The sequence below is a fragment of the Amycolatopsis sp. cmx-4-61 genome (genome assembly GCF_046548775.1).
Taxonomy (GTDB): domain Bacteria; phylum Actinomycetota; class Actinomycetes; order Mycobacteriales; family Pseudonocardiaceae; genus Amycolatopsis.
The window spans coordinates 23,240-36,485 of the sequence record NZ_JAEBEI010000032.1; the positions used below are offsets into that span (position 1 = coordinate 23,240).

A 13,246-nucleotide genomic window follows, 5' to 3' on the forward strand; every position below is an offset into this window, starting at 1 on the left:
GGACAGACGTGATGTCACGCCGACGATCCCGGGCGGCCGCCTCGGCCCTGCTCGCCGCGACCGGCCTCGCCGGCGCCCTCCTGGTGGCCACCCCGGCCGCGCACGCCGCGGCCGGGTGCTCGGTCACCTACACGAAGACGTCCGAGTGGCAGGGCGGCTTCGGCGCGTCCGTGTCGATCACCAACCTCGGGGACGCGATCAGCGGGTGGACCCTGGACTGGTCGTTCGCCGCCGGGCAGCAGGTGGGCCAGTACTGGAACGCGACCATCACCCAGACGGGCACGCAGGTCAGCGCGAAGAACGTCACCTACAACGGCGCCGTCCCCACCGGCGGCAAGGTCGACTTCGGCTTCAACGGCACCTTCACCTCGGCCGACCCGGCGCCGGCGGAGTTCCGGCTCAACGGCACCCTGTGCACCGGCGACGTCGGCCCGACAACCACACCGACCACGCCGACCACGACCACGCCGACCACCACGCCGACCACCACCACGACGACCCCGACCACCACGACGACCCCGAACCAGCCGTCCACCTTCACCAACCCGGTGCTGTGGCAGGACTTCGCCGACGTCGACATCATCCGCGTCGGCAACGCCTACTACTACTCCGCCTCGACGATGCACTACTCCCCCGGCGCGCCGATCCTGCGCTCCTACGACCTGGTGAACTGGGAGTTCGCCGGCCACTCCGTGCCCAAGCTGGACTTCGGCGCGAAGTACGACCTCAACGGCGGCCGCGGGTACGAGCGCGGCATCTGGGCGTCGTTCTTCAACCACCGGGCCAGCAACGACACGTACTACTGGGGCGGCTGCGTCGACTTCGCCAAGACCTACATCTACACCGCCACCGCCGTCGACAGCCCGTGGTCGAAGCTCACGACCATCGACAAGTGCTACTACGACGCCGGCATGCTCGTGGACGACGACGACACGATGTACGTCGCCTACGGCAACACCACCCTGAGCGTCGCCCAGCTCTCCAAGGACGGCAAGACGGAAGTCCGCTCTCAGCAGGTGTTCCAGACGCCGTCGAACATCGGCACCCTCGAGGGTTCGCGGTTCTACAAGCGAAACGGCAGCTACTACATCTTCGCGACGCGCCCGGCCAACGGCCAGTACATCCTCAAGGCGAGCAGCCCCTGGGGGCCGTACACCGTCCAGCAGGTGCTGCTGGACCTGCCGGGCCCGATCTCCGGCGGCGGCGTCCCGCACCAGGGCGGGCTCGTGCAGACGCAGAACGGCGACTGGTACTACATGGCTTTCGTCGACTCCTACCCGGGTGGCCGCGTCCCCGTGCTCGCCCCGGTCACCTGGACCGCCGACGGCTGGCCCAAGCTGCAGACGGTCAACGGCCGGTGGGGCACGACGTACCCGAAACCGAACCTGCCGCCGCCACCCCGCCAGGTGGAGCCGATGATCGGCACGGACACCTTCCCCGGCCCGGCGCTGAGCCCCCAGTGGGAGTGGAACCACAACCCGGACACCACGAAGTTCTCCGTCGGCAACGGTCTCAAGCTGTCGACGGCCACGGTGACCAACGACCTCTACTCCGCCCGGAACACGGTGACCCACCGGATCCAGGGCCCGACGTCCACGGCCACCGCCACGCTCGACCTGACGTCGATGCGCGACGGCGACCGGACCGGCCTGGCGATGCTGCGCGACTCCTCCGCGTGGATCGGCGTCAAGCGCGACGGCGGCCGCAACCGGGTGGTCATGGTCAACGGCCTGACCATGGACAGCAACTGGAACACGACCGGCACCGGCACCGAAGTCGCCGGCGCCGACCTGCCCGGCACGCGGATCTGGCTGCGCGCCAACGCCGACATCCGGCCGGGCACCGGACGCCAAGCCCGGTTCTCCTACAGCACGGACGGGGTGAACTTCACCCCGCTCGGCACGCCCTTCACGCTCACCAACGCCTGGCAGTTCTTCATGGGCTACCGGTTCGCCGTCTTCAACTACGCCACGCAGGCGCTCGGCGGCGCGGTCACCCTCCAACGGTTCGACCTGACCGCACCATAGGCCCGCGGGGCGCAGCGGCCGGGTGCGCGGCTCGGGGTCGTCCCGGCGAAGGAGCTTTCTGCTCTTTCGCCGGGGCGCCCGGTCGCCACGCTCAAGCAGTCGACATTCCCGGCAACGGAGTTCTCGGCGCGGTACGGCATACTCGAGCCCATGCCGACCGCGCCGCCGACATGACCGGCCGCCGGCTCACCGAGGTCCTGCGCGAGCTGGGGGCGACGCGCACGGCCGGGACGGACGCCTGGCAGCTGAGCGGATCGACCTGGCAGGCGACGGTGACCGTCACCCCCGGGCGCTGGCTCGGCCTGGAGTTCGAGGTCCACGACCCGCGGACGGGCCGCCGCGCGACGTACGGCATCGACACGGACCTCTACGACCTCTCGCAGGAGAAGTACCGCTGGTTCGCCGAGGAGATCGAGCGCGACATCGTCGAGTTCCTCGGCAACTTGCGGGACGGCGCCGTCCTGCGCGGGAACGACGGGGCGAAGTTCGTGCTGGTGTTCCCGGCGGAGGGCGGCTACGTCCGGGTGGTCCAGGGCCGCTTCCTCACGAAGGCGTCGACGCACGCGGACGTCGAGGCGGCCCGGCTCGGCGACGGCGCCTACGTCCCGATCGGCTGACGAGCCCCGGGCGGGCGCGGTGGCGGCCGGTGACCGGCCCTCAGCCGGTCCGGGGACGCCGTCCCGCATACTGGTGACGTCCCGGCGGAAGGAGAGGCGGCTTGAGCACGACCGCGGAGACCGGTACCGGCGCGTTCCAGCACCCCGCGTTGTTCTACCGCGGTGCCGCCGAATACCTGGCGGGCACCGTGCCGTTCGTGTGGGGCGGCCTCGCCGCGGGCGAACCGGTCGCGGTCGCCGTTCCCCGGGACAACCTCGAGCTGCTGCGGCGGGAACTCGGCGCGGACGCCGCCCGCGTCCGGCTGCTGGACATGGCCGAGGCCGGGCGCAACCCCGGGCGGATCATCCCCGGCGTGCTGCGCGCCTTCGCCGACAGCCGCCCCGGCCGTCCGGTGCGGATCATCGGCGAGCCGATCTGGGCGGCCCGCTCGGCCACCGAGTACCCGGCGTGCGCCCAGCACGAGGCCCTCATCAACCTCGCTTTCGCCGGCCGCGAGGGCACCATCCTCTGTCCCTACGACGCCGACGCGCTCGCCCCGGACGTCCTGGCCGACGCCGAGGGCACGCACCCGGTCCTGGTCGAGAGCACCGCCCAGCGCACCAGCCCCGCCTACGACCCGGGCGCGGTGGTCGCCCGGTACAACGAGCCGCTTCCCGTGCCGGACACGGCGTTCGAGCTGGCGGACACGACCGACCTCGCGGGCGCCCGCGCCCTGGCCCACGTCCGCGCGGCCGCCTGCGGGCTGAGCGACGACCAGGTCGCCGACGTCGAAGTCGTCGTCACCGAACTGCTGACCAACAGCATCGAACACGGCAGCGGGTCGGGCACCCTCCGGTTCTGGGGCGCGGACGGCGAGTTCGTCTGCGAGGTCCACGACCGCGGCCGGCTCACCGACCCGCTCGCCGGCCGTCGGCCCGCGAGCCCCGCCCAGCCGCGCGGCCGCGGGCTGCTGCTCGTCAACCACCTCGCCGACCTCGTCCGCCAGCACTCCGGCGCCGACGGGACGACCTTCCGGGCGTACTTCCGCGCCTGAGCCGGCCGTGCACGAGGCCGCCCGCGACGGCGCCGATCGCGACACCGCCGTACACGTCGGTCGGCCAGTGGGCCCGCGTCCGGAGCCTGCTGTAGCAGACGACGGCCGCCAGCGGCGCGATCGCGGCGCCCGCCGCGGGGGCGGTGAGCGCGACGCCGACCGTGAACGCGGCCGCTGTCGTCGCGTGCGTGGAGGGGAACGACGGCGACTTCGGCTGTTCGGGCAGCGCCTGGCGAGCCGGCAACTGCTGCGCGCGGGGCCGCGGGCGTCGCACGACGGCCTTGACGCCGTGTCCGACGGCCATACCGGCCGCGCCCGCCACGAGTCCGCGGCCCGCGGCACGGCGCCGTGGGCCCGGCCGCCACGCCAGCACCCCGGCCACGAGGACCCAGAGCAGGCCACCCTGGGCGGCCGTGCTGAGTGCCGTGACCGGCCACGCCGGCCGGGTGACCGGAAGGTCGTTTTCGTCCGGTCCGTCTCCCTCGCGAGACGACATTTCGCTCGGCATGGCCTGGAGACTTCCCACGACGGCGGCGGTTCAATCACCCGTCTGTCCACCGTGGAGTGTCGCGTCGGTTACCCGGGCCACGATCGGGTATACCCGTCGGGTGAATGCGCTGCGGCGAACCCGGCTCCGCGCGGTGACCACCTTGGCCGCGGTGGCGGCCCTGGCGGCCTGCGGCGCCGACCCCGGAGCCGAAACCGTGCACGCCGGGCGGGAAATCCGCGGCCAGCTCGAACTCCTGCGGCTCGTGGTGACCGCGGACCGCGACCGGGTGCCGCCGGCGCCCAGCCTTTCGGTCACCGTCCGCGACGCCGCCGACGAACTCGGCGTCGCCGGCCAGGACGTCGGCAAGCTGACCGACGACCGCGCCCGCGCGGCGCTGGCGTCGATCACCGACCGCGCGGTCGCGGTGGCCCACCGGCTGGCTGACGGCATCGGGGACGGCACCGACGCGGGCCTCGACGAGATCGACGCCGAACTGCAGGGCCTCATCGGCGAACTCGCCCGCTGGGGCGTGACGTCGTGAGCAAGAAGCTCCTCGCCGTCACCCTCGGCATCCTCACCGCCGTCGGCGGGTTCGTCGACATCGGCGACCTCGTCGAAAGCGGTGTCGTCGGCGCCCGCTACGGGATGGCGATGGTCTGGGTGACCGTCCTCGGCGTCCTCGGGATCTGCGTCTACGCCGACATGTCCGGGCGGGTGGTGGCCGTGTCGGGGCGCCCGGTGTTCGACCTGATCCGCGAACGCCTCGGCCCGCGCGCGGCCCTGCTCAACCTCGTCGGCTCGTTCCTCATCACGCTGCTGACGGTGTGCGCGGAGATCGGCGGCGTCGCGATCGTCGTCGAGCTGGCCTCCGGGGTCGACCGGCTGGTCTGGGTGCTGCCGATCGGCGTGCTGGTCTGGCTGGTGGTCTGGCGGGTCGGCTTCGAGCGGATGGAAACCGCGTTCGGCCTCGGCGGGCTGGCGATCGGCGTGTTCGCCGTCGCGGTGTTCTTCCTGCACCCCGACTGGTCCTCGCTCGGCGCGCAGGTCGCCGGGCTCGCCCCGCCGCCCGACCAGGCGCTGCCGACCTACGCGTACCACGCGGTGGCGTTGTTCGCGTCGGCGATGACGCCGTACGAGGTGTTCTTCTTCTCTTCCGGCGGTGTCGAAGAAGGCTGGCGGGTCAAGGACCTGCCGGTGCAGCGCGCCAATGTGCTGCTGGGGTTCCCGCTCGGCGGGCTGCTCGCGGTGGCCATCATGGCGTGCGCGGCGACGGTGCTGTTCCCGGCGGGCATCGACGTCACGCAGGTCAGCCAGGTGGTGCTGCCGGTGACGCTGGCGCTGGGCACCGCGGGCCTGGTGATCGTGCTGATCGGCATCTTCGCCGCGACCTTCGGGGCGGCGCTGGAAACCGGGCTGTCGTCGGGGTACATGCTGGCGCAGTACTTCGGCTGGGACTGGGGCAAGCGCCGCGCCCCGCGCAACGCGGCCCGGTTCCACCTGACCGTCGGCGCCGGCCTGCTGCTCGCGGTGCTGGTCGTGCAGACCGGCCTCGATCCGGTGGGCCTGACCGAGATTTCGCTGATCTTCTCCGCGGTGGCGCTGCCGCTGACGTACCTGCCGGTGCTGATCGTCGCGAACGACCGCGAATACCTCGGCGAGCACGCCAACGGCCGGTTCAGCAACGTCGTCGGCTTCGCCATGCTCGTCGTCATCGCCGTCGCCGCGCTGGTGGCGATCCCCCTGATGATCTTCACCGGAGCAGGCCAATGAACCCGTGGACCGATCTCGGCCGCATCGACCTGAGCGATGCCCTGCTCGACCGGCAGATCATCGGCGAAGACGGCACGGTGGTCGGCAAGGTCGACGACCTCGAGCTCCGCGCAGAGGGCGGGACGTACGTCGTCGACGCGCTGCTGGTCGGCCCGGCGGCGCTCGCCGACCGCATCGGCGGCCCGGCCGGCCGGCTCCTGCACCGCCTCGGCCGCGGCTTCCGGGCCGGCGCACCGCAACGCATCCCGCTGAACGCGATCCGCCGCCTCGAACCGGCGATCGTCGTGACGACGGCGGTCGCGCAGGCGACGGACAGCCCGTCGGAGGACTGGCTGCGCCGCCGGATCATCGGCCGGATCCCGGGAGCGGGCCGTGCGAGCCGGTGACCTGATCGGCCGCCCGGTCCGTGACGCGGCGGGCCGCGACCTCGGCGCGATCCGCGAAATCCGCGCGGAGGCGACGCCGGCTGCGAACGGGCTGCCGGAACTGGTGGTGCGCGGGGTGATCGTGGGCCGCACCCGGGTGCGGTTGTTCGGCTACCAGCGTCACGACCAGCGGGGGCCCCGGCCGCTGATCACGATGATCCGCTGGCTGCACCGGCACAGCCGGTACGTGGCGTGGGAAGACGTGGACCTGTCCGGCGGCCGCGAGGTCCGCGTGCGGCGGCCGTTCGGCGACCTGGCCCCGCTCGACCGGCTCTGAGATTTCGGAGGTTCACAGGTCCGAGGCCACCAGCGGTACACCCCGGCGAACCCGGCGCACAGCACGGCCAGCATCCCGACGCCTTCGAACGCAGCCGCGTCGGGTGCACGAAGTTCCAGCCGGTGACGCTGAACCAGCCCCGCGTCGTGGGACCGGTGAGGGCCGGAACGAGCAGCAGCACGGCCGAATCGGCGGTCGCCGCGACGGCGATGCTGCCGATCGCTCCGGCGGAAGCCAGTTGCAGGGCGAAGACGCTCCACTGGGTGTTCGCCCGCCGCTCGACTTCGGTGCGCAGTGCCGCGTATTCGGCCAGCATGACCTGGGCCGAGGTCGCCGAAAGGGGCTCGTTGTCGTCCGGCTCCCGCATGCCGCCAGGGTGTCACGCCGCGGTGGGCGAGGCGACCGCCGGCCGAGCGAGCGGGGCCCCGTCCGCGAGGCCGGCTCTCGTACCCGAAGGGTGCCTGGGCGGGAGAAGGCGCACGTCAGCCGCCACCCGGATCATCCGGGCGGCGGCCGGCGAAGGGGGCCCGTCAGCTCTGGCTGGGGATCTCCGTCGCGCGTTCCCAGCCGGACGGCAGGCGGCTCACGTTGAGCGCGTGGTCGAGCCCGCTGGCCGACAGCGCCCGGCGCACCACCCGGTTGTCGCCCGTGACGACGCGCAGGGTCGCGTTCTCGCGGGCCACGCGCGCCTGGATGCCGCCGAGGGCGGCGAGGCCGGCTCCGTCGAGGAAGTCGACCTCCGACAGGTCGAGGACGAGCACCGGGAACCGGCGGTGGGCCCACGTGCTCAGCGCGGACCGCACCTGGGGCGCGCTGTCCGCGTCGAGGGCGCCGCGGATCCGGACCATCACCGCGCCGAAATACGGGCGGATGACCTGGATGTCGAACTGGTCGTGCTTCGACGGCGCTACGGGGATCGCCGTCGCGGGGGGCTGGACGACTAACATTTCTTCCACGCCTCATTCGCAGATGACGTGACGAGCGGGTGGTGCTCGACCGACCCGCTCGGTCGCTGGCAAATCGGGGGACGGATGCTGCTGAACGCTCTTCGCAGCGTAGTCCTTGATCCGAACGGCGCAACCCCGCCAACGGCCGAACCCCCTACCTCCGCACGCGACCCGCACGCGCGCCACTCAAACCACCCATTCGGGTGAAAGGTGCCGCGAGCGACGAGCGTTCCCGGTCCGCAAGCATGGGGAACTCGTACCCCCGCCGAACAGCGGTCACCCAATTCGCCGTGCCCGGTGAAATATCCGTTTCGCACCGAAACTCCGTCCGTCCACAACGGAACCGGTCAACGGACGGCCCGAGATCAGCCACCGGAAACCGCTTCGCCGTGCCCACCCGGACGCCGGTCCCTTGACAGGGACCGGGCTCCCCGCGCATCCTGAGGTATCTCAGGGTTCCTGATATGCCGGTGAAGGAGGCAGCCGTGCACCTCCCCGACTTCGGGCTCGGCAGCTGGCCCGCGCGGCGGGCGCGGATCTCGCCCGGCCGCACCGCGCTGGTGCAGCACGACCGGTCGCTGACGTACGCGGGGCTCGCCGACCGGGTGGACGAGCTCGCCGGAGCGCTGACCCGGCACGGGGTGCGGCCCGGCGACCGCGTCGCCTACCTCGGCGTCAACGCCATCACCGTGTTCGAGACGCTCTTCGCCACCGCCCGCTGCGGCGCGGTCTTCGTCCCGCTCAACTACCGCCTCTCCCCCACCGAGATCCGGTACATGCTCGACGACGCCGGCGCCTCGGTCCTCGTGCACAGCGCGGACACCGCCGGCCTCGCCGCCGCCGCCGGTGCGCTCCCCGGCGGCGTCGTCCTCGCGACGGACCCGGCCGACGGCGAACTCGGCTTCGAGAGCGAGCTCGCCGCCGCCGGACCGTCGCCGGACGCCGCGGTGCGGCTGGAAGACCCGTGCCTGCTGCTCTACACCTCGGGCACCACCGGACGGCCGAAGGCGGCGGTCCTCACCCACGGCAACCTCACCTGGAACACGGTCAACCAGCTGGCGCACCTCGACGTCCTGGGCACCGACAAGGCGCTGTGCATCGCGCCGCTGTTCCACTGCGTCGGGCTGGGCCAGATCACGCTGCCGACCCTGTTCAAGGGCGGCAGCGTGGAACCGGTGGCCAAGTTCGACCCGGGCACGATCCTCGCCCGGATCGGCGAAGCCGGGATCACCAGCTTCTCCGCGGTGCCCACGATGCTGGAGATGATGTGCCGCCACGAAGCCTGGGACCGCACCGACCTGAGCTCGCTCACCTGCGTGCTCTACGGCGGGTCGCCGGTGGCCGAGCGCGTCGCCCGCGCGTGGCTGGACCGCGGCGTGCGGCTGCTGCAGGGCTACGGCATGACGGAGGCCGCCCCGGGCGTGTCGATGGCCACCCACGAAGGCACGCTCGACCACCCGGTCGCCGCCGGGGTGCCGCACTTCTTCACCGACGTGGCCGCGCTCGGCCCCGACCTGACCCCGCAGCCGCTCGACGGGACACCGGCCGAACTGCTCGTGCGCGGCCCGCACGTCTTCGGCGGCTACTGGAACCGGCCCGCAGAATCGAAGGCGAGCTTCGTCGACGGTGACTGGTTCCGCACCGGGGACGTCGTCCGCGTCGACGAGGACGGCTGGGCCCACGTCGTCGACCGGGTCAAGGACATGATCATCTCCGGCGGGGAGAACGTGTACCCCGCCGAGATCGAAGCGGTCGCCGTCCGGCTCGACGCGGTCGACGCCTGCGCCGTGGTCGGGGTGCCCGACGAACGCTGGGGCGAGGCCGGCGCCGCCTTCGTCGTGGTCCGGCCCGGAGCGCAGCTGGACGAACCGCAGTTCCGCGCCCACCTCGAACGGCACCTGGCGCGCTACAAGATCCCGAAGCACGTGCAGTTCACCGACACCCTGCCCCGCAACGCCACCGGCAAGATCCGCCGCGTCGAGCTGCGCACCCTGGCCGCCGAAACCTTCACGAACGGACCCGCATGACCAGCCCCCTCCTGCCCCCGACGCTGCGCCTCGAACTGCGGGACGACATCGCCGTGCTGCGGCTGGCGCGTCCCGAGAAGCGCAACGCGATCGACGACGCGACCGTGCTCGGCCTCGAGTCGTTCTTCGGGGCCCCGCCGCCGGGGGTCAAGGCGGTCGTGCTCGACGCGGTCGGCGACCACTTCTCCGCCGGGCTGGACCTGTCCGAGCTCACCGAGCGGGACGCCTTCGAGGGCCTGGAGCACTCGATGATGTGGCACCGCGCCTTCGAGCGGCTCGAACGCGGGCGCGTCCCGGTGGTCGCGGTGCTCAAGGGCGCGGTCGTCGGCGGCGGCCTGGAACTGGCGGCCGCCGCGCACATCCGCGTCGCCGAACCGTCGGCGTTCTACGCCCTGCCGGAGGGACAGCGCGGGCTGTTCGTCGGCGGCGGCGCGTCGGTGCGGGTGCCGCGGCTGATCGGCGCGCACCGGATGGCCGACATGATGCTCACCGGCCGCGTGCTCGACGCCGACGAGGGCCACGCCGCCGGGTTGTCGCACTACCGCGTGGAAAACGGCCTGGAGCACGCGCTCGAACTGGCCCGCAAGATCGCGGCGAACTCGCCGATCACGAACTTCGCGGTCCTGCAGGCCCTGCCCCGCATCGCCGAGGCCAACCCGGCCGAGGGCTACCTGATGGAGGCGCTGATGGCCGCCATCGCCGGCGGCAGCGCCGAGGCGAAGGAACGCATGCAGGCGTTCCTGGACAAGCGAGCCGGGAAGGTCGGCCGATGATCCTGCGCCCGGTCGCCCCCGACGTCCGCGAAACCACGGAGATCGGCCGGTACCTGGGGTGGCTGGCCGCGCGCGGGCATGCGTTCGACGACTACGCGGCCCTGCACCGGTGGTCGGTGACCGACCTCGACGGCTTCTGGTCCTCGATCAAGGACTTCTTCGGCGTCCGCCTGCACACCCCGGCCACGGCGGTGGTGCCCGACCGCCGGATGCCCGGCACCGAGTGGTTCCCGGGCGCCACGCTCAACTACGCCGAGCACGCCCTGGGCCACGGCCCGGACGACGCCACGGCGATCATCGCCCACTCCCAGACCCGGGACCGCACCGAGCTGACGTGGGTCCAGCTGCGCGACCAGGTCGCGCGCGCCCGCGCGGGGCTGGCCCGCCTGGGCGTCGGCCGCGGCGACCGCGTCGCGGCGTACCTGCCGAACATCCCGGAAGCCGTGGTCGCCTACCTCGCCGTCGCGAGCCTGGGCGCGATCTGGGCGTCCTGCGCGCCGGAGTTCGGCGCCCGGTCGGTCGTCGACCGGTTCGGCCAGATCGAGCCGCGCGTGCTGCTGACGGTGTCCGGCTACCGCTACGGCGCCAAGGACGTCGACCGCCGCGCCGAGGTCGCCGACATCCGCGCGGGCCTGCCCACCGCCGAGCACGTCGTGCACGTCCCCTACGGCGAGCACGACCTGCCGGGCACGCTCGCCTGGGCCGACCTGCTCACCGAGAGCGCACCGGGGTTCGAGCCGGTCGGCTTCGCGCACCCGCTCTGCGTGCTGTTCTCGTCCGGCACCACGGGCCGGCCGAAGGCGATCGTGCACGGCCACGGCGGGATCCTGCTGGAGCACCTCAAGAACCACGGCCTCAGCTGGGACCTGCGCCAGGGCGACCGGATCCTCTGGTTCTCCACCACCGCCTGGATGATGTGGAACGCGCTGGTCTCGGGGCTGCTCACCGGCGCGTCGATCGTGCTGGTCGACGGCAACCCGCTGCACCCGGACCTCGCCTGGCAGTGGCGCCTCGCCGCGGAGACGCGGGCGACGCTGATGGGCGCGAGCCCGGGTTTCCTGATGGCGTGCCGGAAAGCGGGCCTCGACCCGGCCGCCGAGCACGACCTCTCGGCGCTGCGGCAGCTCGGCGCGGCCGGCAGCCCGCTGCCCGCCGAGGGCTTCCACTGGGTGCACGAGAAGTTCCCGGGCGTCCTGCTCAACGTCGGCAGCGGCGGCACGGACGTGTGCAGCGGCATCGTCCAGGGCAGCCCGCTGCAGCCGGTCCGGGCGGGCGAAATCTCCGGGCCCTGCCTCGGTGTCGACGCGAAGGCGTTCGACGAGCACGGCGCCGAAGTGGTCGGCGAACTGGGCGAACTGGTGATCACCGCCCCGATGCCGTCCATGCCCGTGGGGTTCTGGGGCGACGGGTCCGGCGAGCGCTACCGCGAGACGTACTTCGCCACCTACCCCGGCGTCTGGCGGCACGGCGACTGGGTCCGGTTCACCCCGGACGGCAGCTGTGTCATCGCCGGGCGTTCGGACGCCACCCTCAACCGCGGCGGCGTCCGGCTCGGCACGGCGGAGTTCTACGCCGTCGTCGAGGAGCTGCCGGAGATCGCCGACTCCCTCGTCGTGCACCTCGAAGACCCCGCGGGCGGCAACGGCGACCTCCGGCTGTTCGTGGCCCTGCGGCAGGGTGCCTCCCTCGACGATCCGCTGCGCCACAAGATCGCTTCGGCGTTGCGGACCGCGCTCTCGCCGCGGCACGTGCCGGACGCGATCACCGCCGTGCCGTCGATCCCGCGCAACCGCACCGGGAAGAAACTGGAGCTGCCGGTGAAGAAACTGCTGCGCGGCGCCGCGCTCGACGAGGTGGTCGGCCGGGACGTGCTGGCCGATCCCGCGGCCCTCGAAGCCTTCCTCGGGGAGCGCGCATGACGACCGTCGCGATCGTCGGCACCGGGGTGATCGGCGCCGGCTGGGCCGCGCACTTCCTGGCCCACGGCTTCGACGTCGTCGCCACCGATCCGGCGCCCGACGCCGAGGACCGGTTGCGCGCCGACGTCGCCGCGCACTGGCCCACGCTGGTCCGGCTCGGCCTGGCCGACGGCGCGTCCCCAGACCGGCTCAGCTTCGCCACCGACACCGGCGCGGCCGTGGCGGACGCGGACTTCGTGCAGGAGAACGGACCCGAGCGCGAAGACGTCAAGCACGCGCTGTTCGGCGTGCTCGACGAAGCCGCGCGGCCCGACGTGATCCTGGCCAGCAGCTCGTCCGGGCTGCTGCCGAGCGTCATCGCCCGCGGTTGCCCGCGGCACCCCGAGCGCGTGGTGGTCGGCCACCCCTTCAACCCGCCGCACGTCATCCCGCTCGTGGAGGTCGTGCCGGGGCGGGAAACCGCGCCCGAGGTCGTCGACCGCGCGGTCGAGTTCTACGCCGCGGCGGGAAAGCGGCCGATCCGGCTGACGCGGGAGGTGCCCGGCCACATCGCCAACCGGCTGCAGGCCGCGCTGTGGCAGGAGGCGTACTCCCTCGTCGAACGCGGGGTCGCGACGGTCGCCGACATCGACGCCGCCATCGCCCACGGGCCCGGCCTGCGCTGGGCCGTGCTCGGCCCGTTCGTCAACCAGCACCTCTCCGGCGGCGCGGGCGGGCTGGCGCACGTTCTGCGCCACCTCGGCCCGCCCACCGAAGAGTGGTGGCGCGACCTCGGCCGCGTCCACCTGACGCCGGAACTCGCCGAAACCCTCGTCGCCGGCGTCGACGCCGAACTGGCCGGCACCGACCACGAGCGGCTCGTCGCCGCGCGCGACGCCGTCCTCGACCGCCTGCTGGCCGCCAAGGCCGCGCAGCCCGACCTGCCCTGACCCTGGAGCTC

The 13,246-nt window shown here is 72.9% G+C and carries 13 protein-coding genes; 11 read left to right on the top strand and 2 right to left on the bottom strand.

Going from position 1 to position 13,246, the window contains the following annotated elements:
• Positions 1 to 11 precede the first annotated feature (11 nt).
• From ACLJOU_RS44535 to ACLJOU_RS44545, 3 genes are all read left to right on the top strand, one after another.
• Complete coding sequence (locus ACLJOU_RS44535) at positions 12 to 2,027, top strand: family 43 glycosylhydrolase (RefSeq protein ID WP_410575335.1); 2,016 nt, start codon at positions 12 to 14, stop codon at positions 2,025 to 2,027.
• A gap of 170 nt (positions 2,028 to 2,197) precedes the next feature.
• Positions 2,198 to 2,644 carry a hypothetical protein gene (locus ACLJOU_RS44540; protein ID WP_410575336.1) on the top strand — a complete coding sequence of 149 codons (447 nt, stop codon included), beginning with the start codon at positions 2,198 to 2,200 and terminating at the stop codon, positions 2,642 to 2,644.
• Between the two features lie 101 nt (positions 2,645 to 2,745).
• On the top strand, positions 2,746 to 3,678 hold the full coding sequence (locus ACLJOU_RS44545; RefSeq protein ID WP_410575337.1) for an anti-sigma factor RsbA family regulatory protein: 933 nt from the start codon (positions 2,746 to 2,748) through the stop codon (positions 3,676 to 3,678).
• Here ACLJOU_RS44545 and ACLJOU_RS44550 read toward each other — a convergent pair.
• The gene (locus ACLJOU_RS44550; protein ID WP_410575338.1) at positions 3,602 to 4,186 is read right to left on the bottom strand and encodes a phosphatase PAP2 family protein; all 585 of its coding nucleotides are present in this window, start codon (positions 4,184 to 4,186) and stop codon (positions 3,602 to 3,604) included. The genes ACLJOU_RS44545 and ACLJOU_RS44550 overlap by 77 nt on opposite strands.
• 100 nt (positions 4,187 to 4,286) lie before the next feature.
• Between ACLJOU_RS44550 and ACLJOU_RS44555 the strand changes: the two genes are divergently transcribed.
• Genes ACLJOU_RS44555 through ACLJOU_RS44570 form a run of 4 tightly spaced genes read left to right on the top strand, consistent with a single transcriptional unit; the run spans position 4,287 to position 6,640 of the window.
• On the top strand, positions 4,287 to 4,709 hold the full coding sequence (locus tag ACLJOU_RS44555) for a hypothetical protein (RefSeq protein ID WP_410575339.1): 423 nt from the start codon (positions 4,287 to 4,289) through the stop codon (positions 4,707 to 4,709).
• Entirely contained in the window at positions 4,706 to 5,938 is a 1,233-nt protein-coding gene (locus tag ACLJOU_RS44560; RefSeq protein ID WP_410575340.1) for an NRAMP family divalent metal transporter, read from the top strand. Before ACLJOU_RS44555 ends, ACLJOU_RS44560 begins: the two co-directional genes overlap by 4 nt.
• Entirely contained in the window at positions 5,935 to 6,324 is a 390-nt protein-coding gene (locus tag ACLJOU_RS44565) for a PRC-barrel domain-containing protein (protein ID WP_410575341.1), read from the top strand. Before ACLJOU_RS44560 ends, ACLJOU_RS44565 begins: the two co-directional genes overlap by 4 nt.
• Complete coding sequence (locus tag ACLJOU_RS44570) at positions 6,311 to 6,640, top strand: hypothetical protein (protein ID WP_410575342.1); 330 nt, start codon at positions 6,311 to 6,313, stop codon at positions 6,638 to 6,640. The genes ACLJOU_RS44565 and ACLJOU_RS44570 overlap by 14 nt, the downstream gene beginning before the upstream one ends.
• Positions 6,641 to 7,170: 530 nt before the next feature.
• Here the strand turns inward: ACLJOU_RS44570 and ACLJOU_RS44575 are convergent.
• The gene (locus ACLJOU_RS44575) at positions 7,171 to 7,587 is read right to left on the bottom strand and encodes an STAS domain-containing protein (RefSeq protein ID WP_410575376.1); all 417 of its coding nucleotides are present in this window, start codon (positions 7,585 to 7,587) and stop codon (positions 7,171 to 7,173) included.
• 485 nt (positions 7,588 to 8,072) lie between these two features.
• Here ACLJOU_RS44575 and ACLJOU_RS44580 point away from each other — a divergent pair, with 485 nt between their 5' ends.
• The 4 genes from ACLJOU_RS44580 to ACLJOU_RS44595 are packed head-to-tail and all read left to right on the top strand — an operon-like array spanning position 8,073 to position 13,235.
• On the top strand, positions 8,073 to 9,614 hold the full coding sequence (locus ACLJOU_RS44580; protein ID WP_410575343.1) for an acyl-CoA synthetase: 1,542 nt from the start codon (positions 8,073 to 8,075) through the stop codon (positions 9,612 to 9,614).
• Complete coding sequence (locus ACLJOU_RS44585) at positions 9,611 to 10,387, top strand: crotonase/enoyl-CoA hydratase family protein (protein WP_410575344.1); 777 nt, start codon at positions 9,611 to 9,613, stop codon at positions 10,385 to 10,387. Before ACLJOU_RS44580 ends, ACLJOU_RS44585 begins: the two co-directional genes overlap by 4 nt.
• Positions 10,384 to 12,306, top strand: a complete 1,923-nt coding sequence (locus ACLJOU_RS44590) for an acetoacetate--CoA ligase (RefSeq protein ID WP_410575345.1) — start codon at positions 10,384 to 10,386, stop codon at positions 12,304 to 12,306. The genes ACLJOU_RS44585 and ACLJOU_RS44590 overlap by 4 nt, the downstream gene beginning before the upstream one ends.
• Entirely contained in the window at positions 12,303 to 13,235 is a 933-nt protein-coding gene (locus tag ACLJOU_RS44595; RefSeq protein ID WP_410575346.1) for a 3-hydroxyacyl-CoA dehydrogenase NAD-binding domain-containing protein, read from the top strand. Before ACLJOU_RS44590 ends, ACLJOU_RS44595 begins: the two co-directional genes overlap by 4 nt.
• Positions 13,236 to 13,246: the final 11 nt, after the last annotated feature.